Annotated in this window: 19 protein-coding genes; 10 read left to right on the plus strand and 9 right to left on the minus strand. The window is 61.8% G+C overall.

Annotated features, from left to right (window positions below):
- Nucleotides 1-15: 15 nt before the first annotated feature.
- From AB4P94_RS15360 to yegS, 8 genes are all read left to right on the plus strand, one after another.
- Nucleotides 16-1,137, plus strand: coding sequence for a chemotaxis response regulator protein-glutamate methylesterase (locus AB4P94_RS15360; protein WP_395611232.1), 1,122 nt, complete (start codon nucleotides 16-18; stop codon nucleotides 1,135-1,137).
- On the plus strand, nucleotides 1,137-1,877 hold the full coding sequence (locus tag AB4P94_RS15365; protein WP_395611233.1) for a flagellar motor protein: 741 nt from the start codon (nucleotides 1,137-1,139) through the stop codon (nucleotides 1,875-1,877). Before AB4P94_RS15360 ends, AB4P94_RS15365 begins: the two co-directional genes overlap by 1 nt.
- Before the next feature lie 217 nt (nucleotides 1,878-2,094).
- Nucleotides 2,095-2,982, plus strand: a complete 888-nt coding sequence (gene motD, locus AB4P94_RS15370; protein ID WP_395611234.1) for a flagellar motor protein MotD — start codon at nucleotides 2,095-2,097, stop codon at nucleotides 2,980-2,982.
- Between the two features lie 50 nt (nucleotides 2,983-3,032).
- The gene (locus AB4P94_RS15375) at nucleotides 3,033-3,821 is read left to right on the plus strand and encodes a ParA family protein (protein ID WP_014719332.1); all 789 of its coding nucleotides are present in this window, start codon (nucleotides 3,033-3,035) and stop codon (nucleotides 3,819-3,821) included.
- Nucleotides 3,821-4,612: a CheW domain-containing protein gene (locus AB4P94_RS15380; protein ID WP_395611235.1), complete on the plus strand. Its 792-nt coding sequence runs from the start codon at nucleotides 3,821-3,823 to the stop codon at nucleotides 4,610-4,612. The genes AB4P94_RS15375 and AB4P94_RS15380 overlap by 1 nt, the downstream gene beginning before the upstream one ends.
- 62 nt (nucleotides 4,613-4,674) lie before the next feature.
- Entirely contained in the window at nucleotides 4,675-5,160 is a 486-nt protein-coding gene (locus AB4P94_RS15385; RefSeq protein ID WP_395611236.1) for a chemotaxis protein CheW, read from the plus strand.
- Complete coding sequence (locus AB4P94_RS15390; RefSeq protein ID WP_395611237.1) at nucleotides 5,161-5,553, plus strand: DUF2802 domain-containing protein; 393 nt, start codon at nucleotides 5,161-5,163, stop codon at nucleotides 5,551-5,553.
- Nucleotides 5,554-6,400: 847 nt separating this feature from the next.
- Nucleotides 6,401-7,321 carry a lipid kinase YegS gene (gene yegS, locus AB4P94_RS15395; RefSeq protein ID WP_395611238.1) on the plus strand — a complete coding sequence of 307 codons (921 nt, stop codon included), beginning with the start codon at nucleotides 6,401-6,403 and terminating at the stop codon, nucleotides 7,319-7,321.
- On the opposite strand, the gene AB4P94_RS15400 is transcribed toward yegS, so the two are convergent.
- From AB4P94_RS15400 to AB4P94_RS15410, 3 genes are all read right to left on the minus strand, one after another.
- Nucleotides 7,280-7,939 carry a response regulator gene (locus AB4P94_RS15400; protein ID WP_395611239.1) on the minus strand — a complete coding sequence of 220 codons (660 nt, stop codon included), beginning with the start codon at nucleotides 7,937-7,939 and terminating at the stop codon, nucleotides 7,280-7,282. The genes yegS and AB4P94_RS15400 overlap by 42 nt on opposite strands.
- Nucleotides 7,936-8,829 carry a sensor histidine kinase gene (locus AB4P94_RS15405; protein ID WP_395611338.1) on the minus strand — a complete coding sequence of 298 codons (894 nt, stop codon included), beginning with the start codon at nucleotides 8,827-8,829 and terminating at the stop codon, nucleotides 7,936-7,938. The genes AB4P94_RS15400 and AB4P94_RS15405 overlap by 4 nt, the downstream gene beginning before the upstream one ends.
- A gap of 356 nt (nucleotides 8,830-9,185) precedes the next feature.
- On the minus strand, nucleotides 9,186-9,632 hold the full coding sequence (locus AB4P94_RS15410) for a hypothetical protein (RefSeq protein ID WP_395611240.1): 447 nt from the start codon (nucleotides 9,630-9,632) through the stop codon (nucleotides 9,186-9,188).
- Nucleotides 9,633-10,170: 538 nt separating this feature from the next.
- Between AB4P94_RS15410 and AB4P94_RS15415 the strand changes: the two genes are divergently transcribed.
- Both AB4P94_RS15415 and AB4P94_RS15420 read left to right on the plus strand, forming a co-directional pair.
- The gene (locus AB4P94_RS15415) at nucleotides 10,171-11,106 is read left to right on the plus strand and encodes a chemotaxis protein CheV (RefSeq protein ID WP_017134971.1); all 936 of its coding nucleotides are present in this window, start codon (nucleotides 10,171-10,173) and stop codon (nucleotides 11,104-11,106) included.
- A gap of 38 nt (nucleotides 11,107-11,144) precedes the next feature.
- Complete coding sequence (locus AB4P94_RS15420; RefSeq protein WP_395611241.1) at nucleotides 11,145-11,951, plus strand: MOSC domain-containing protein; 807 nt, start codon at nucleotides 11,145-11,147, stop codon at nucleotides 11,949-11,951.
- A 77-nt stretch (nucleotides 11,952-12,028) separates the two neighbouring features.
- On the opposite strand, the gene AB4P94_RS15425 is transcribed toward AB4P94_RS15420, so the two are convergent.
- The 6 genes from AB4P94_RS15425 to atuC all read right to left on the minus strand — a co-directional run bounded on the left by AB4P94_RS15425 (nucleotide 12,029) and on the right by atuC (nucleotide 18,531).
- On the minus strand, nucleotides 12,029-12,313 hold the full coding sequence (locus tag AB4P94_RS15425; protein WP_395611242.1) for a pyrimidine/purine nucleoside phosphorylase: 285 nt from the start codon (nucleotides 12,311-12,313) through the stop codon (nucleotides 12,029-12,031).
- A 63-nt stretch (nucleotides 12,314-12,376) separates the two neighbouring features.
- Nucleotides 12,377-12,919 (minus strand): exonuclease domain-containing protein, encoded by a 543-nt coding sequence (locus tag AB4P94_RS15430; RefSeq protein WP_395611243.1) that lies wholly within the window; start codon nucleotides 12,917-12,919, stop codon nucleotides 12,377-12,379.
- Nucleotides 12,920-12,992: 73 nt separating this feature from the next.
- Nucleotides 12,993-14,876, minus strand: a complete 1,884-nt coding sequence (locus AB4P94_RS15435) for an acetyl-CoA carboxylase biotin carboxylase subunit (protein ID WP_395611244.1) — start codon at nucleotides 14,874-14,876, stop codon at nucleotides 12,993-12,995.
- Nucleotides 14,877-14,984: 108 nt separating this feature from the next.
- Complete coding sequence (locus AB4P94_RS15440; RefSeq protein ID WP_395611245.1) at nucleotides 14,985-15,746, minus strand: enoyl-CoA hydratase/isomerase family protein; 762 nt, start codon at nucleotides 15,744-15,746, stop codon at nucleotides 14,985-14,987.
- The gene (gene atuD, locus AB4P94_RS15445; protein WP_395611246.1) at nucleotides 15,743-16,900 is read right to left on the minus strand and encodes a citronellyl-CoA dehydrogenase; all 1,158 of its coding nucleotides are present in this window, start codon (nucleotides 16,898-16,900) and stop codon (nucleotides 15,743-15,745) included. Before atuD ends, AB4P94_RS15440 begins: the two co-directional genes overlap by 4 nt.
- A gap of 14 nt (nucleotides 16,901-16,914) precedes the next feature.
- Nucleotides 16,915-18,531, minus strand: a complete 1,617-nt coding sequence (atuC, locus tag AB4P94_RS15450; protein ID WP_395611247.1) for a geranyl-CoA carboxylase subunit beta — start codon at nucleotides 18,529-18,531, stop codon at nucleotides 16,915-16,917.
- Nucleotide 18,532 lies beyond the last annotated feature (1 nt).

The following is an 18,532-nucleotide window of genomic DNA, read 5'->3' on the forward strand; positions in this document are numbered from 1 at the left end:
CCTAACGGAGTGTTTATGGCAGTCAAGGTCCTGGTGGTGGACGATTCGGGTTTCTTCCGCCGCCGCGTCTCGGAAATTCTTTCCGCCGACCCAACGATTCAGGTGGTCGGTACGGCCACCAACGGCAAAGAGGCGATTGATCAAGCCATTGCGTTGAAGCCTGACGTGATCACCATGGACTACGAGATGCCGATGATGGATGGCATCACGGCCGTGCGGCACATCATGCAGCGCTGTCCGACTCCGGTGTTGATGTTCTCCTCGCTGACCCATGAAGGCGCCCGGGTGACCCTGGATGCGCTGGACGCGGGTGCGGTGGACTTCCTGCCGAAGAATTTCGAAGACATCTCGCGCAACCCCGAGAAGGTCAAGCAGATGCTGTGCGAGAAGGTGCACAGCATTTCGCGCAGTAACCGTCGCAGCCTGTTCAGCACACCGGCGCCAGCGCCCGTCGCGGCGCCGGCACCGACCACGTCGTCGTTTGCGCGCCCGGCACCTGCACCGGTGGCCCGCCCGGCGGTGGCGCCGGTTCGTGCGCCAGCGCCGAGCGGGCATTCCCCCGCGCCCAAACGCAAAGCCTACAAACTGGTGGCTATCGGTACTTCCACCGGCGGCCCGGTGGCCCTGCAACGCGTGCTGACCCAATTGCCGGCCAACTTCCCTGCGCCCATCGTCTTGGTGCAGCACATGCCTGCCGCGTTCACCAAGGCTTTCGCCGAGCGGTTGGACAAGCTGTGCCGCATCAGCGTCAAAGAGGCCGAGGACGGCGACATCCTGCGCCCTGGCCTGGCGTTGCTGGCCCCGGGTGGCAAGCAGATGATGGTGGATGGCCGTGGGGCGATCAAAATCCTGCCCGGCGATGAACGCCTGAACTACAAGCCGTGCGTGGATATCACCTTTGGTTCGGCGGCCAAGTCCTACGGCGACAAAGTTCTGGCGGTGGTGCTCACCGGCATGGGCGCTGATGGCCGTGAAGGCGCGCGCCTGCTCAAGCAGGGCGGCAGCGCGATCTGGGCCCAGGACGAAGCCAGCTGTGTGATCTATGGCATGCCCATGGCCATCGTCAAGGCTGACCTGGCCGACGCCGTGTACAGCCTGGACGACATCGGCAAACATCTGGTGGAGGCCTGCCTCTGATGGATGTATTGAGCCTGATCGGCATCATCATGGCGTTTGTCGCGATCATTGGCGGCAACTACCTCGAAGGCGGCCACCTCGGTGCGCTGGCCAACGGCCCGGCAGCGCTGATCGTAATCGGCGGCACCGTGGGCGCTGCGCTGTTGCAGTCGCCCTTGAGCTCCTTCAAGCGCGCCATGCAGATTCTGGTGTGGATCATTTTCCCGCCGCGCGTGGATTTGCCCGGCGGCATCGACCGCGTGGTCAACTGGAGCCTCACCGCGCGCAAGGAAGGCCTGCTGGGCCTGGAAGGCGTGGCCGATGCCGAACCCGACAGCTACGCGCGCAAAGGCCTGCAGTTGCTGGTGGACGGCGCGGAGCCGGAAGCGATTCGCAGCATCCTGGAAGTCGACTTTTATACCCAGGAAAGCCGCGACATCAACGCTGCCAAAGTCTTTGAAAGCATGGGCGGCTATGCGCCGACCATCGGCATCATCGGTGCGGTGATGGGTTTGATCCACGTGATGGGCAACCTCGGCGATCCGTCGCAGTTGGGCAGCGGCATTGCGGTGGCCTTCGTCGCGACGATCTACGGCGTGGCCAGTGCCAACCTGCTGCTGTTGCCGGTGGCCAGCAAGTTGAAGTCGATTGCGATGCGCCAGTCGCGTTACCGCGAGATGTTGCTCGAGGGCATTTTGTCGATTGCCGAGGGTGAGAACCCGCGCTCCATCGAATTGAAGCTTCAGGGCTTCATGGATTGATGATGGGTATCGAATTGTGGCGAACTGCGCTGTTGTGGCGAGCGAGCTTGCTCGCGCTGGGCTGCGCAGCAGCCCCAAAACAGGCGACCCGGTTTCGGCAGGAGAGCGGTGGTGAGTTCGTTGGGGGCGCTTCGCACCCCAGCGCGAGCAAGCTCGCTCGCCACAACAAGCTCGCTCACCACAGTGGGCACTACGCCCAAAAATGGGGGGAGGTTCTATGAGCCGTCGCCGTCGCGAGCCTGAAGAGCACGTCAACCACGAGCGCTGGCTGGTGTCCTACGCGGACTTCATCACGTTGCTGTTCGCGTTTTTCGTGGTGATGTACTCCATCTCGTCGATCAACGAAGGCAAGTACAAGATCATTTCCCAAGCGTTGGTGGGCGTGTTCAACGATACCGACCGCGCGCTCAAACCCATCCCGATCGGTGACGAGCGGCCCAAGACCGTGACCCCGGCCAAGCCGCTGGTCAACGACAGCGACGAAACCGCCGCCGGCATCGGTGGCACCAGCGACCCGCTGAAAAGCATCGCCGATGACATCAGCGCCGCGTTTGGTGACCTGATCAAGTCCAACCAGATGACCGTGCGAGGCAATGAGCTGTGGGTGGAGATCGAGTTGAACTCCAGCCTGCTGTTCGCCAGTGCCGATGCGATGCCGAGCGATCAGGCGTTCACCATCATCGACAAGGTGGCGGCGATCCTCAAACCGTTTGAAAACCCGGTGCACGTAGAAGGCTTTACCGACAATTTCCCGATCAGTACCGCGCAGTACCCGACCAACTGGGAATTGTCTTCGGCGCGTGCCGCGAGCATTGTGCGCATGCTTGCCATGCAGGGCGTAAACCCCGGGCGCCTGGCGTCGGTGGGCTATGGTGAATTCCAGCCGGTGGCCAATAACGCCACCGCTGAGGGCCGCGCGCGCAACCGTCGCGTGGTGCTGGTGGTCTCGCGTAACCTGGATGTACGCCGCAGCCTGACCGGCACCGGCACGGCGAATGCAACGCCGGATGCGGCGTTGAAGCGGGCTGGCACACAAACTGCACCGCCAACCGTTAAGCCGTCGGTTCGTCAGAGTGCCGTCAATTCTCCGTCACCGGCTCAATAACTTATGCACTGTCTCGGTCGCGCCAATGCCTGCCGGGAGGAACCAACCGAATGAGAGTCTGGGCAGTTGCCAATCAAAAAGGTGGGGTCGGCAAGACCACCACGTCCATCGCCCTGGCCGGGTTGCTGGCCGAGGCGGGCAAGCGCGTGGTCGTGGTCGACCTGGACCCCCACGGCTCCATGACCAGCTATTTCGGTTACGACCCGGATGCGCTGGAACACAGCTGCTACGACCTGTTCCTGCACAAGGGCAGCGTGCCGGCGGATTTGCCGGGGCAACTGCTGTTGCCCACCAGCAACGAAAGCATTTCCCTGCTGCCATCGAGCACTGCGCTGGCGACCCTCGAGCGTCAGTCGCCGGGGCAGAGTGGGCTGGGCCTGGTGATCGCCAAGACCCTGGCGCAGCTGTGGCAGGACTTCGATTACGCGATCATCGACAGCCCGCCGTTGCTGGGTGTGCTGATGGTCAACGCCTTGGCGGCCAGCCAGCAGTTGGTGATCCCGGTGCAGACCGAGCACCTGGCGGTCAAAGGCCTGGAGCGTATGGTCAGCACCCTGGCGATGATCAACCGTTCGCGCAAACAGGCGCTGCCGTTCAGCATCGTGCCGACGTTGTTCGACCGCCGTACCCAGGCGTCCCTCGGCACCTTGCGTGTACTGCGCGATGCCTACCCGGACACCATCTGGAATGGCTACATCCCGGTGGACACCCGCCTGCGTGATGCCAGCCGAGCGGGCCTCACGCCGTCGCAGTTCGACGGCAAGAGCCGTGGCGTGCTGGCCTACCGCGCGTTGCTCAAGCATCTGCTCTCGCAGCAGCTTGTGGCGCAGGTGGCGTGATGACCCGTCCCGTCGAACTCAAAACGCGGCCGCAACTGGCACTGGAATCCTACCTGGATAACTTGCTGCAGGATGCGACCGCAGAAGAATTGCCGGAACCGATTCTGGTGCTGGAGCCGGCTGTAGAGCCTGAAAGCACGCTGGATGAATTTCAGCTGGCTGTATTGGAAGAGCAGGCCCGTGACGCGCACGTAGTAGCGGCCCCTGTTGTGGTGCCGATTACGCCGGTGATCGTGGCGCCACTGGTGGTTGAACCCGTGGTGCAAGTGCACCTGCCGCCGAGCATCACGCCGCCGCCCGTCACGGGGGATGGTCGCCCGTCGTGGGCCGCCGAGCCGTTCGAATGCCTGTTGTTCGACGTCGCCGGGTTGACCCTGGCGGTGCCGTTGGTGTGCCTGGGCTCGATCTATTCGCTGGAAGGCCAGGAACTGACGCCCCTGTTCGGACAGCCGGAGTGGTTTCTCGGCATCCTGCCGAGCCAGGCCGGCAACCTCAAAGTCCTTGATACCGCACGTTGGGTGATGCCCGATCGCTACCGCGACGACTTCCGCCAGGGTTTGCAATACGTGATCTCGGTGCAGGGTTATGAGTGGGGGCTGGCCGTGCATCAAGTCAGCCGCTCGTTGCGCCTGGACCCGAATGAAATCAAATGGCGCAGCCACCGGGGCCAGCGGCCCTGGCTGGCGGGCACCGTGATCGAACATATGTGCGCGTTGCTGGACGTCGCCGAACTGGCTGAGTTGATCGCCAGCGGCGCCGTCAAATCGATGCCACAAAACAAACGCAGTTGATTGAACAATAAGGGCCGTGCGGTTGCGTGGCCAAAGAAGCACACACAGAAGGGGCAAGGGGTATGAACAAGTCAGCGTCCGCACAAGGTTTGGCCGATGATCCAATCCTGCAATGGGTAACCTTCAAACTGGATAACGAGTCCTACGGCATCAATGTGATGCGCGTGCAGGAAGTGCTGCGTTACACCGAAATCGCCCCGGTTCCGGGTGCACCAAGCTACGTACTGGGCATCATCAACCTGCGCGGCAACGTGGTGACGGTGATCGACACCCGCCAGCGTTTCGGCCTGGCGCCGACGGAAGTCAACGACAACACCCGTATCGTGATCATCGAAGCCGACAAGCAAGTGGTCGGGATCATGGTCGACAGCGTGGCCGAAGTGGTTTATCTGCGCCAATCGGAAGTGGAAACCGCGCCGAACGTGGGTAACGAAGAATCCGCCAAGTTTATCCAGGGCGTGTGCAACAAGAACGGCGAGCTGCTGATTCTGGTTGAGCTGGACAAGATGATGAGCGAAGAAGAATGGTCGGAACTGGAGAGCATCTGATTGTTCCTTGAGGCGGCGGTGATCGTCCTGGCCCTGTTGTGGGCCGGGACCCTGGCGTTCCTGCTGCGCTACATGCGCCAGCAACGTGAACTGTTGTTGCAGCAGGCTGAGCGTGATGCGGTGCGTGACCGGCGGATTCTGGATCTGGTCAAGCGGGTGGATCACTTTCAGCAGAGTGCGGTGAAAGTGGGGGATGAGGTGCACGAACTGCGCGCGATTCTTGGGCCTTTGCCGGACAAGCTGGCGCAGTTGGAGCAGCGGGATCCTTCGAGTTTGTCGTTTGCCCAGGCGGCCAAATTGGTCGGGATGGGGGCTACGGTGGATGAGTTGACGCAGTCTTGCGGGTTGACTCAGGCTGAGGCGCAGTTGATGAGTAAGTTGCACAAGGGGTGATTGTGTAGATATCCGTTGCTGCGGTAACGGCGGCTATTGGTTCCGCCCTTACGGCGGGTCACTTTGAAAAGCGCAAAGTAACCAAACGCTCTTGCCCCTACACTCGGTGCCTCGCCTAGGCTCGGCATGCCCGAACGAAGGCTTGAATCCGTGGGCCGCCGCGATGGGCCATCCCTGGCCCATCGCGGCTAACCCGGCGTCCTGCCGGGTTACCCACGGATTCAAGCCGGCGTTCGGCCATCGTGTTTTAACGGGGCGCCTCAGATCAAGATCAAAATCTAAAGCACGGCGGCCTGACAGCCGGCCTGAGTGGTTGAAGCAAAAGCGTTTTTTTGCCAGGGCAGATGACGTTCTTTCAGACAAATGAAGATCAAAATGTGGGAGCGGGCTTGCTCGCGAATGCGGTGTGTCAGCTACAAATATGCTGACTGATACTCCGTATTCGCGAGCAAGCCCGCTCCCACATTTCTGACCGAGTAAGAATTCAATATCTGCACAGATCTGCTTCTCTGTGGGAGCTGGCTTGCCTGCGATGGCATCAACTGGGTGTAACTGAAAGACCGAGGTGCCTGTATCGCAGGCAAGCCAGCTCCCACACAAACCGCGTTTGCTTTACACCACTTAGGCCGGCTGTCAGGCCGCCGTGCTTGTGATCTGCTTTTGATTTTGATCCTGGGCGCCCCGTCAACCATGTGTCCGGTCCGTACAGCTTTTCAAAGTGACCCGCCGTAAGGGCGGAACCAATATCCGCCATTACCCAAAAAATGGATATGTACCCGGTAAACCAAACCCCCTCCCCAAATGTCCACATCCTTCAGGAACCACTAAACCCCAGGAGTAGCCCCCAATGACCACCCCCAAAGCCCTGTTGATCCTCCACGGCAAGCAAGCCCTCAACGAGGACGTGCGCACCGCCGTGCAGGCCCGGCGTGAACAGGGGTGGGATCTCGCGGTCCGGGTCACCTGGGAAGGCGGCGACGCCCAGCGGCTGGTCAATGAAGCCCTGGCCGACGGCTACACCCACCTCATCGCCGGCGGCGGCGACGGCACCCTGCGTGATGTGGCCGAAGCCATGGCCCTGGCCAAAACCGACGCCAGCCTGGTGCTGATGCCCCTGGGCACCGCCAACGATTTCGCCAAGGCGGCCGGTGTGCCGCTGCAGCCCGCTGAGGCGCTGGCACTGCTCGACGTCGAGCCCCGAGCTATTGACCTCGGCCAGGCCGGCAGCCAGATATTCCTCAACATGGCCACCGGCGGCTTCGGCAGCCAGGTCACCGCCAACACCTCCGAAGACTTGAAAAAAGTACTGGGCGGTGCCGCCTACCTGTTCACCGGCCTGACCCGTTTCAGCGAGTTGAAAGCCGCCTACGGCGAACTGGAAGGCCCGGGTTTCCACTGGAAAGGCGACCTGCTGGCGCTGGGTATCGGCAACGGCCGCCAGGCGGGCGGTGGGCATGTATTGTGCCCCGGCGCATTGGCCGACGACGGCCTGCTCGATATCAGCATCCTGCCGGCGCCTCAGGAGGTGGTCGGTACGCTGATGACCCTGATGAGCGACGGCTGGGGCCTGGACAACATGTTCGTACGGGCGCGCCTGCCGTGGGTCGAGATCAAGGTCGCCGAAGGGCTCTACATCAACCTGGATGGCGAGCCGCTCAAAGGCGACGACCTGCGTTTCAGCGCAGTGCCCAAGGCCTTGCGCGTGCACCTGCCGGTCAATTCGCCGCTAGTCGTCCAGGCTGATGATCTGCTCGCGAACGGCGAATAACACCAGGCCCGCCACATCGAATATCTGCAGGCGCTTCATGATTTGCGAGCGATGCGCTTCCACCGTCTTGATGCTCAGGCCCAGGCCCTGGGCGATTTCCCGGGTGGACTTGCCACGCACGATCAAGCGCAGGATCTCCAACTGCCGCGCCGTGAGGTTGTGGCTCTGGGCGACGGGGGACGCCGGACCCTGGCTGCGGATCAATGCCTGGTTGATCACCGTATGGGCGATGGCGGGGCTCAGGTAGCGCTCGTTGTTGCGCAACGCCAGCAGGGCGTGTTCCAGCTCGTTGGCCGTGGTGTCCTTGAGCAGGTAGCCATGAGCACCGGATTCCAGCGCGCGCATGATCAGTTCCGGGTCGGTGTGCATCGACAGGATCAGCACTTTGCTCTTGGGGTAGGCCGCCTTGAGCTGTTGCAAGGCGTCGAGGCCGCCAGTGTGTTTCATCGACAGGTCCAGCAGCACGATATCCGGTTGCAAGCTGCTGAATTTCTCCAGTAGCTGCGCACCATCGCTGGCTTCGCCGATTACGTTGTAGCCCGCAATATCCTGGATCAGTGCGCGTACACCGGCCCGGATCAATGCGTGGTCATCCACCAGGAGTAATTTGCAGATCACTCGAGAACCTTAGGGGAGCTGGCCCGTTCGAGGGCGCGGGGCGCCCAGGGGAAAAGCGCGTCGATCCGTGTGCCTTTGCCTGGCTGGCTGCTGACGGACAATGAACCGCCCAACTGATCGATGCGCTCGGACATCCCGGCCATGCCCCGCTGGCCTTCCAGGCCCGGGTTGATGGCGGGCGAAAAGCCCAGGCCGTCATCGCAGATCATCAGCGAGAGGCCTTCGGGCAGGCGTTGCAGGCGTACCAGCAAATTGTGCGCCTGGGCATGGCGAAGCATGTTGGTCACAGCTTCCTGGGTGATGCGAAAGGCCGCTACGGCCATTTCTTCCGGGATGCCGGTCAGCCGTTGCTGGCATTCCAGGCTCCAGTGGACGGGGGTGTTTTCCAGGGTCTTGAGCAGGTGCGCGCGCAAGCTCGCCTCAAGGCCCAGGCTGGCCAACTGGCGGGGGTTGAGGATGGCGGACACGTCACGCACTTTGGCCAGGGTTTCATTGAGGGTGTTGCACAACACTGTGCACTGGCTTTGCAGGTCGTCGGGCAGACGGCGTTTGAGCCATTCACTTTGCAACTTGGCGGCGGTCAGCAGTTGGCCGATGTCGTCATGCAACTCGCGGCTGAGGCGGTGACGTTCGTTTTCCTGGACTTGCAGCAGGCGGTCCGCCAGCTCCTGCGGCTGGAATTTGATCGACTTGCGCGAGCTCCACTGTTGCAGGCCCACCACCAGCAACGTGGCCAGGTTGAGCAGCAGGATCAAGAGTGGCAATGGCGCGGAACGGGTATAGGCCCACAGGCTGACCAGCAACGAGCAAAGGCACAGGACGAGAACCATGCGGCGCGCATTGCGGCGCGACACGGACCTTGCGATGAGTGACTTGAGGCTGGCGTACATAGCGGATGGAGCCACTGAAGGTTCGCTGCGGGAAGACCGCTCAATGTGGCGGGCAGGTCTTTGTTTGGAATCGTTTTTATACATGATGAAGTTGAGTCACTTCGAGCGGGGCATAGTACCACCACTATTACCGTTGGTCGCCTAACGCTTTTCCTGGAAAGCTTATTAAGCAGGCATACGCCCTGGGCGGTAATCCCAGCGCTCAAAGAGCGAGCAGTTGTATTAATCGACTTGGCTTGTATCACTATTGCGTTGATGGCTAATTGATATATTTTGCCCGCAGACAGATACCAGCCCTTTAATAGGAACGGTCGCTTTTAGATAAGTCAGCGATTAAATACGACCTTATCAACACGTCACGATGCGTGGTGCATGCGCTGCTGCGGTTTATTGGCGAAGTCTTTTTGCGGGATCTGCAAAGTAACCGTCGCAATCAATGTAGTTTGCTCGCTTTCATCCAGGCCCAACTCACCGGTCCGGGTGTCGATCAGTTCCAGTTGCCAGGCCAACAGGGTCAGGCAGTCATGCAAGGCGTCCAGCGCCTGATCATGCAGATGCATGGGGCTCACGGCGTTGGCAATCAGGTATTGAATATGTCGCGAGAACTCGCTGATCGCCTGCAGGGCCAGGCCTTCGGCCTTTTCGGCCAATTTAGCCAGGCTGGCCTTCATGCAGTCGATTGCATCGCTGTCGTTGCGAATCAAATGCAGGTGGTTCAGGCATTCTTCCGACTTGGCCAAAAGCATTTCAGCTTCCAGCAGGAATTCAGGAAGTGCGGTTTGCCATTCGTTTGCGCTGCTCATCCTGCAAGTCTCCGCAACATAAGGTCGGGTGATGAAATGCCGCATCGGGTGAATGGCGTAAAACTACCGCTGAAATATGACTGGAATCTGTAGCCCACTTCCGAAAATTGTGCAGGACCTTTATTTGAATGATGGCGAGCGCCGGGTGTAGCCCTCGTTATAAGGGGCTTTTGCATAACTTCAATTGCCGCCACGTGAATGTCTGGAAGACGCGTGGGCCGAGGGCTTGGTATGGCAAACAAAAGCCTGACTCCATTCATGCAATGAGAATGGCGTCACATTAATGGCTATTAGATATCGCGAATATCAGGTTGGGCCTGATTGTTCGTAGGGGAATCCCTTACGCAGCGGAACCTCGCGTCGATTTACATGTCGCGCGACGTTGCTGGAGGGCCTTGTGTGGAGGCGATTGCAGTAAAGCATGATGTCAGTGTGACATCAATGCATTTACGTGGCATTTTACCGGGGTCAAGGTCTGGCGCTCGCCGCCGATAACAAGCCTTAAGTGAGCAGCACAATCCCACATCAGGAGCTTTTAATGGCCGGCATTCTCGACACGGTAGATCAACGCACGCAACTGGTGGGTGAGAATCGCCTGGAGATCCTCATGTTTCGCCTGGCCGGGCGCCAATTGTTCGCGATCAACGTGTTCAAAGTGCAGGAAGTGCTACAGCTGCCCAAGCTGACCCTGATGCCCCAGCGCCACCCGTTTGTGTGCGGCGTGGTCAACCTGCGCGGCCAGACCCTGCCCGTGATCGACCTGTCACAAGCCATCGGCATGCGCCCGCTGGTGCCGGGGCCTAACAGCACGATTATCGTCACCGAGTACAACCGTTCGGTGCAGGCGTTTCTGGTGGGCGGCGTGGACCGCATTGTCAACATGAACTGGGAAGCCATCCTGCCGCCGCCCGCCAGCGCCGGGCGCCAGCATTACCTCACGGCCATCAGCAAGGTCGATGACCAGTTGGTGGAAATCATCGACGTGGAAAAAGTCCTCGCCGAAATCGTCCCGTACAACGCCAAGGTATCCCGCGAAAAACTCGAAGACCCGGTGCTGGAACGTGCCCGTGGCCGCGAAGTGCTGTTGGTGGACGATTCCAACGTCGCCCTGTCGCAACTGCGCGATACCCTTGGCCAACTCGGCGTGAAGATGCATATCGCCAGCGATGGCCTCAAGGCGCTGAACATGCTCAAGGCCTGGGCCGACAGCGGCCAGGTGATGACCGACAAGCTGCTGATGATCTTCACCGACGCCGAGATGCCCGAAATGGACGGCTACCGTCTGACCACCGAAATCCGCAATGACCCGCGCTTGCGTGGCCTCTACGTGGTGCTGCACACCTCGCTGTCGGGCAGCTTCAACGATTCGATGGTGAAGAAGGTCGGGTGCGACAACTTCCTGTCCAAATTCCAGCCCGACAAACTGGTGGATGTGGTGCGCCAACGTCTGATGTTGGACGAAGTGCCCGCCTGACTTTAGGATGACACTTTGTTTCCCAGGAAGGCAGGCCCATGCTTCGTCTCAGCGCGTTGTACCGTTACCCCTTGAAGTCCGGCAAGGCCGAGGTTTTGCAGCATATCGGCCTGGATACACTCGGGCTGGAGGGGGATCGACGCTGGATGCTGGTGGACGAAGCCAGCGGGCGTTTCCTCACCCAGCGTGCAGTGGCGAAAATGAGCCAACTGTCGGCGCTGTGCAATGGCGCTGGCGGCCTGACCCTGAGTTCCCCGGGCCATGCGCCGCTGGACGTGGCACTGCCCGGCAGCGACGCCGAGCTGCGCGGCGTGACTATCTGGCGTGACACGCTGCGCGTGCCGGATGCTGGCGATGCCGCCGCAGCCTGGGTCAGCGCTTTTATCGGCAAGCCGACGCGCCTGGTGCAAGTGCCTGTGGAGCGTGCGCGCAGCACCGAAGCCGGCTATGGCAAGGATGATGACAAAGTCGGTTTTGCCGACGGTTTCCCTTTGTTGCTGATCGGTCAGGCCTCGCTGGACGACTTGTCTCGGCGTATCGGCCGCCCCATGGAAATGCTGCGTTTTCGTCCCAACCTGGTGATCGAAGGCAGCGAGGCGTTTGCCGAAGACGGCTGGAAGCGCCTGCGCATCGGCGACGTGGAATTTCGCGTGGTCAAGTCTTGTTCACGCTGCATCCTCACCACCATCGACCCGGCCAGCGGCGAACGCAGTGCCGACCGTGAGCCCTTGGCCACGCTCAAGACGTTCCGCGAGCAGGACGGCGATGTGATGTTCGGCCAGAACCTGGTCAACGATGGCACAGGCCGCCTGGAAGTCGGCATGCCGGTGACGATTCTCGAATAAGGCTTTCGAATAAAATCAGCGCCCATAAAAAATGCCCGTCTCGCAGGAGACGGGCATTTTTTTGACCGGGTGAAAGATCAGCCGCGGTATTCGCACAGGTAAGCGGTATCCACGGCGACCTTCAGTTGGAACTTGCTGTTGGCCGGTACGTTGAACTGGCTGCCGGCGGCGAAGGTTTCCCAGTCGTTGGCATCCGGCAGTTTCACGGTCAGGGCGCCGGACACTACGTGCATGATTTCACGCTGGGCGGTGCCGAACTCGTATTCACCCGGGGCCATCACACCCACCGTCGCTGGACCTTCGGCGGTGCCAAAAGCGATCGACTTGACGGTGCCGTCGAAGTACTCGTTGACTTTAAACATGGGTGAATCCTCGGAAAAGGGTCTGGAAAAGTCGGCCAGTATGCCGAACGGCACGGAGGCTGCCTAGACCGGCAGTATCAGCGGTAACAACCGTGCGGTATTGCGTGCATCTTCCAGTGCCCGGTGTTGCTGGCCATGAAACTGCATCCCGGCCAATTGCAGGGCGCCATTGAGCCCCAGGGGTTTGTCCAGGCGCCGCGCCTTGGCGAAGCGCTGCTTGAGGTTCACATGGGGCGTCTGGGCGAGGGCGCTGGTCAGGCCGTGGCGTTGCCATTCCAGCTCCAGCTGCGCGCGGTCATAGTCGCCCCAGCTGGCCCAGCCTTCCAGGCGCGCCTGATGCTGGCCCAGCCAGCGCTCGAACAGCGGCCACACGTCGGTGATCGGTGCGGCGGCGTCGATGCTGGCCTGGGTGATGTGCGTCAGCTGACGGCAGAACGGCGTCAGCAGCGGGCGGCGCAGGGGGCGCACGAAACGCTGGAAATGATCCAGCTCGCGGCCCTGGCGGTTCACCAGGCTGGCGCCGATCTCGATGACTTCCATCTCCGTCACGGGCCAGCCGCCTTCATCCGTTGTGGCTTCAAGGTCAATAATCAGCCAATGAGGCATTGCGCAGGTTCCCGTACTCATCCCTTCCTGATGGGGATAGAGCGTAGCCCGGCCTTGTAGTTCCGCCCAGGGCCTATTCGATCTCCAGCAAAACCTGACGGTTACGTACCTGATCGCCGGCGATGACCTGCACGCCCTTGACCACGCCATCCATGCCGGCGGTCAGCGAATGCTCCATTTTCATGGCTTCGAGCACCAGCAGCAGCTGGCCTTTGACCACGGATTCACCCGCACTGACGCGCACGTCGACGATGGCACCGTCCATCGGCGCCTTGACCGTGCCGCTGCCGGCGGCGGCCTGGCGGCTGGCGACCTGCTGGGTGCGGTTGGTCACGTGCAGGCCCGGCAGCCATAGCTCAGTGCCGTCGAGGTAGTAGGGCAGGCGCCGACGGATGCCGTTGAGAGTCAGGGTGACGTGGCGGCCGTCGAGGGTGAGTTGGAGGGGAGCGGCGCTGACGGTGTGGGTTTCACCGTTGACCTCCAGGCGGTATATCGAAGGGCTGGCCGTGTTGTTGCTCCACCCCGCCAGGCCTTGCGGATGCTTGCCAGCACTGTGTTGATAAAACAGTGCGGCAGCCAGTGTGAGCTGATCTTCTGAGGCGGCCTGAGGCGGGATTTCGCTGAAATGCTCGGCGATAAACCCGGTGCTGAAATCACCTGCGACAAAATCCGCGTGCTTGAGCAGCTCGGCGAGCAGTCGCTGATTGGTGGTCACGCCCAGCAATACGGTGTCCTCCACCGCCCGCAGCAGTTTGCGCCGGGCCTCTTCGCGGGTGGCGCCGTGGGCGATGATCTTGCCGAGCATCGGGTCGTAGAACGGGCTGATGCGCTGGCCTTCGCTGATGCCGTGATCCATCCGAACACCGGGGGCCGGCTCCCAGCGCAGTATGTCACCGGTTTGCGGCAGGAAGCCCTGGGCCGGGTCTTCGGCGTACAGGCGCACTTCCATGGCGTGGCCGGTCAACGTCACGTCGGTTTGCTGCAAGGGTAACGGCTGGCCGGCGGCGATGTGCAGTTGCCAGGCCACCAGGTCGAGGCCGGTGATCAGCTCGGTAACCGGGTGTTCAACTTGCAGGCGGGTGTTCATTTCCAGGAAATAGAACTGGCCGTTGCGGTCGAGCAGGAACTCCACAGTACCGGCGCCGACGTAGTTCACCGCCCGCCCGGCGTTCAAGGCTGCTTCGCCCATGGCGTGGCGCAGCTCGGGCGTCATCACGGGGCAGGGCGCTTCCTCGATGACTTTCTGGTGGCGGCGCTGGATCGAGCAGTCGCGTTCACCGAGGTAAAGCAGGTTGCCGTGGCTGTCGCCGAACAGCTGGATTTCGACATGGCGCGGGTCGGTCAGGGCCTGCTCGAGGATCAGTTCATCGCTGCCAAAGGCGTTTTTTGCTTCGGAGCGCGCGGTGTGGAGGTTGGCCAGCAGGTCTTTTGCCTGATGCACCAGGCGCATGCCACGGCCCCCGCCACCGGCGCTGGCCTTGATCATCAGGGGGTAGCCGATGCGCTCGGCTTCCCGTTGCAGGGTTTGGTCGTCCTGGGCGCTGCCCTGGTAGCCGGCGATGCAGGGGACGCTGGCGTCGAGCATGGCGAGTTTGGACAGGCGTTTGCTGCCCATCAATTCGATGGCTTCGGGGCTGGGGCCGATGAACGTCAGCCCGGCATTCAGGCAGGCGCGGGCGAAGTCAGGGTTTTCGGAGAGAAAGCCGTAGCCCGGGTGAACCGCATCCGCGCAGGTTATTGTGGCGGCGTGGAGGATGGCGTCGATGTTGAGGTATGACTGCTGGACGGGAGCGGGGCCGATGTTGACGGCTTCGTCGGCCATCTGCACGTGAAGGGCCTGGGCGTCGGCGTCGCTGTAGATGGCCACGGTGCGATAGCCCAGGGCTTGGGCGGTGCGCTGTATGCGGCAGGCGATTTCGCCGCGGTTGGCGATCAGGATTTTGCTGAGCGTGGGCATGGGGTTATCCCTGAGTGATCGAGTGTCTGTTCGGGCCTCTTCGCGAGCAAGCCCGCTCCCACATTTGGAATGCATTCCCCTGTGGGAGCGGGCTTGCTCGCGAAGGCGTCATTTGCACCACTTCGGCTTCCGTTTCTGTACAAAAGCCTGCGTCCCCTCAACCCCTTCTTCCCCTTTCACCGCCTCGGCAAACCACTGCGCGCCTCGATCCAACACAACCTCTAGCGGCTCATCCCCACTCGCCAGCAACAGCGCCTTGGTTCGCGCATTCGCCCCTGGCGCGCAATTGAGCACCTGCCCCAACACGTCATCCAACCGCTCAGCCAACGCCTGCGGATCGCGCTCGGTAAAGTGCACGACCCCCAGCCGCTCAGCCTCCACGCCATCAAAGCGCGCCGCCGTCAGCGCGAGCCTGCGTGCCTGGGTCAGCCCGATGCGTTTCACCACAAACGGCGCAATCTGCGCGGGCAATAAACCAAGGCCGGTCTCGGGCAACCCGAACTGCGCTTGATGATCAGCTATCGCAATATCACTCACGCACGCCAGGCCAAACCCGCCCCCCAGCACCGCGCCTTGCAGCACCACGATGACCACTTGCGGCACCGCTTCAACTTCTTGAAGCAGAGTACCGAACGCCCGGTTCAACGCCTGCATGCGGTCGCCCGCGCTGGCCATGTCTTTCACGTCCGCGCCAGCACAGAAGTGCCCGCCCGCGCCGCTGATCACCAGCGCGCGCGTACGGCTATCGAGATCTGCCAGCACGGCGCGCAGTTCGTCGACCATTTCCTGGCTCATGGCGTTACGGCTTTCGGGGCGGTTGAGGGTGATGTGCAACACCCCGTTATGCGGTTCAAGCAGCAGGGTGTTCATGGCTTTTTCCCGGGCAAGGTGCCCATCAGTTTGCAGATGATGCCCAGCATGATTTCGTCGGCACCGCCGCCAATCGACACCAGGCGCACGTCGCGGTAGGCGCGGGCCACCGGGTTGTCCCACATGAAGCCCATGCCGCCCCAGTATTGCAGGCAACTGTCGCTGACCTCACGGCCCAAACGCCCGGCCTTGAGCTTGGCCATCGACGCCAGGCGGGTCACGTCCTGGCCCTTGATGTATTGCTCGGTGGCCTGGTAGACCAGCGCACGCAGGCATTCGATTTCCGTGGCCAGTTCGGCCAGGCGGAAGTGGATGACCTGGTTGTCGATCAAGGCTTTGCCGAACGTCTGGCGCTCCTTGCAATACTCGATGGTGCTGTCGATGCAGTACTCCAGGCCCTTGATCATATTGGCCGCGCCAAACAGGCGTTCTTCCTGGAATTGCAGCATCTGCATCATGAACCCCGCGCCTTCGTGGCCGATGCGGTTGCGTTGCGGCACACGCACGCCGTCGAAAAACACCTGGGCAGTTTCCGAGCTGTGCATGCCGAGCTTTTCCAGCGGCGGGCTGACGCTGATGCCGGGCGTGTTCATCGGCACCATGATCAGCGATTTATTGATGTGCGGCTTGTCGTCGGAGGTGTTGGCCAGCAGGCAGATAAAGTCGGCGCTCGGCGAGTTGGTGATCCACATCTTGCTGCCGTGGATCACGTAGTCGTCGCCGTCCTTGCGCGCGTGGGTTTTCAGCCCGGCCACGTCGGAACCGGCGCCGGTTTCCGAGACGCCAATGCAACCCACTTGTTCGCCGCTGATGGCCGGGCGCAGGAATTCGTCGCGCAGTTCATCGGAGCCGAAGCGGGCGAGGGCGGGGGTGCACATGTCGGTCTGCACGCCGATGGACATAGGGATGCCGCCGCAGCGGATGGTGCCGAACTCTTCGGCGGCGACGATGGAGTAGCTGTAGTCCAGGCCCATGCCGCCAAATTTCTCAGGCTTGGAAATGCCCAGCAGGCCGAGGTCGCCGGCCTTGCGAAAAATCTCGTGGATGGGAAAGCGCCCGGCCTTTTCCCATTCGTCCACGTGCGGGTTGATTTCGCGGTCGACGAAGGCGCGCACGGTGCGGCGCAGTTCCTGATGTTCCTGGGTGAAGATCATTTTCAGTGTTCTCCTTAAAGGCGCGCTACGCCGAAGCTGTTCGGCTGTAATGGCCGCACGTCGGCCTCGTGGCAGATGTCCAACAGAAATCCCAGCAATGTGCGCGTATCCCGTGGGTCAATCAGCCCGTCATCCCAGAGGTTCGCGCTGGCGTAGAGCGCCGTGGCCTGGCTGTCGAGTTTCTGCGCGGTGACCTGTTCGAGCATGTCCAGCACCTTGGGGTCCGGCACCAGGCCGTCCTTCAACTGCTTGGCCTCGGTGACGATGCGCAGCACTTTGCCTGCCTGCGCACCGCCCATCACCGCCGTGCGGCTGTTGGGCCAGGCGAAGATAAAGCGCGGGTCAAGGCCCCTGCCGCACATTGCGTAGTTGCCTGCGCCGTAGGAGCCGCCGACCACCATTGTGAGTTTAGGCACTCGCGCATTGGCCACCGCCTGGATCATCTTGGCGCCGTGCTTGATCACGCCTTGCTGTTCCGACTCGGTGCCGACCATGAACCCGGTGGTGTTGTGCAAAAACAGCAACGGCGTGCGGCTTTGGTCGCACAGCTGGATAAACTGCGCGGCCTTGCTCGCACCCTTGGGCGTGATCGGGCCGTTGTTGCCGATCACGCCGACGGCGCGCCCCTGAATGTGCAGGTGGCCGCACACGGTGTGGGCATCGAACTCGCCTTTGAATTCGAGGAAATGGGAGCCGTCGGCCAGGCGCGCCAGGATCTCGCGCACGTCATAGGGTTTCTTCGGGTCGTCGGGTATCAGCCCCAGCAGCTCGTCGATGGGGTACAGCGGCTCTGCGTAGGCGCGTTTTGGCGCGGGGGGCAGGCCATCATTCCAGGGCAACAGGCTGACAATTTCACGCGCGATGCGTACGCCGTCGGCGTCATGTTCCGCCAGGTATTCGGCGGTGCCGGCGATCTGGGCATGCATCTCGGCGCCGCCCAGTTCTTCGTCGGTCGCCACTTCGCCGGTGGCCGCTTTAAGCAGCGGCGGCCCGGCGAGGAACAGCTTGGCCTTGCCGCGCACCACCACCACGTAATCCGACAGCCCCGGCTGATACGCGCCGCCCGCCGTGGCCGAACCATGCACCACGGTAATCTGCGGCAAGCCCATGGCCGACAGGCGCGCCTGGTTGGCAAAGCTGCGCGCGCCTTCGACGAAAATCTCGGCAGCGTAATTGAGGTTGGCGCCGCCGCTTTCGGCCAGCGTCACCACCGGCAGTTTGTTTTCCATGGCGATCTGTTGCAGACGCAGGGATTTTTTCAAACCCGAAGGGGAAATTGTCCCGCCCTTGATCGCGCTGTTATTGGCCACCACCAGCAGGCGCACGCCGCTGACGTAGCCGATGCCGGCGATCAACCCGCCACCGGCCGCGTTGCCGTCCTTGTCGTCGTGAAGTTTGTAGCCGGCCAGACCTGCCAGTTCCAGAAACGGTGCGCCGGGGTCCAGCAGCAGGTTGAGGCGTTCGCGGGGCAGCAGTTGGCCGCGCTTGTCGAACTTGGGCTTGGCTTCCTGTGCCTTGCTCAGCAGGTTTTGCTCCAGCTGGCGCAGGTGGGCGATGGCCGCCAGCATGGCCGCGCGGTTCTGCGCGAATTGCGGGCTATGGGTGTCGAGAGCGGTTTCAATCACCGGCATG

The organism is Pseudomonas sp. B22129, assembly GCF_044218875.1.
GTDB lineage: Bacteria > Pseudomonadota > Gammaproteobacteria > Pseudomonadales > Pseudomonadaceae > Aquipseudomonas.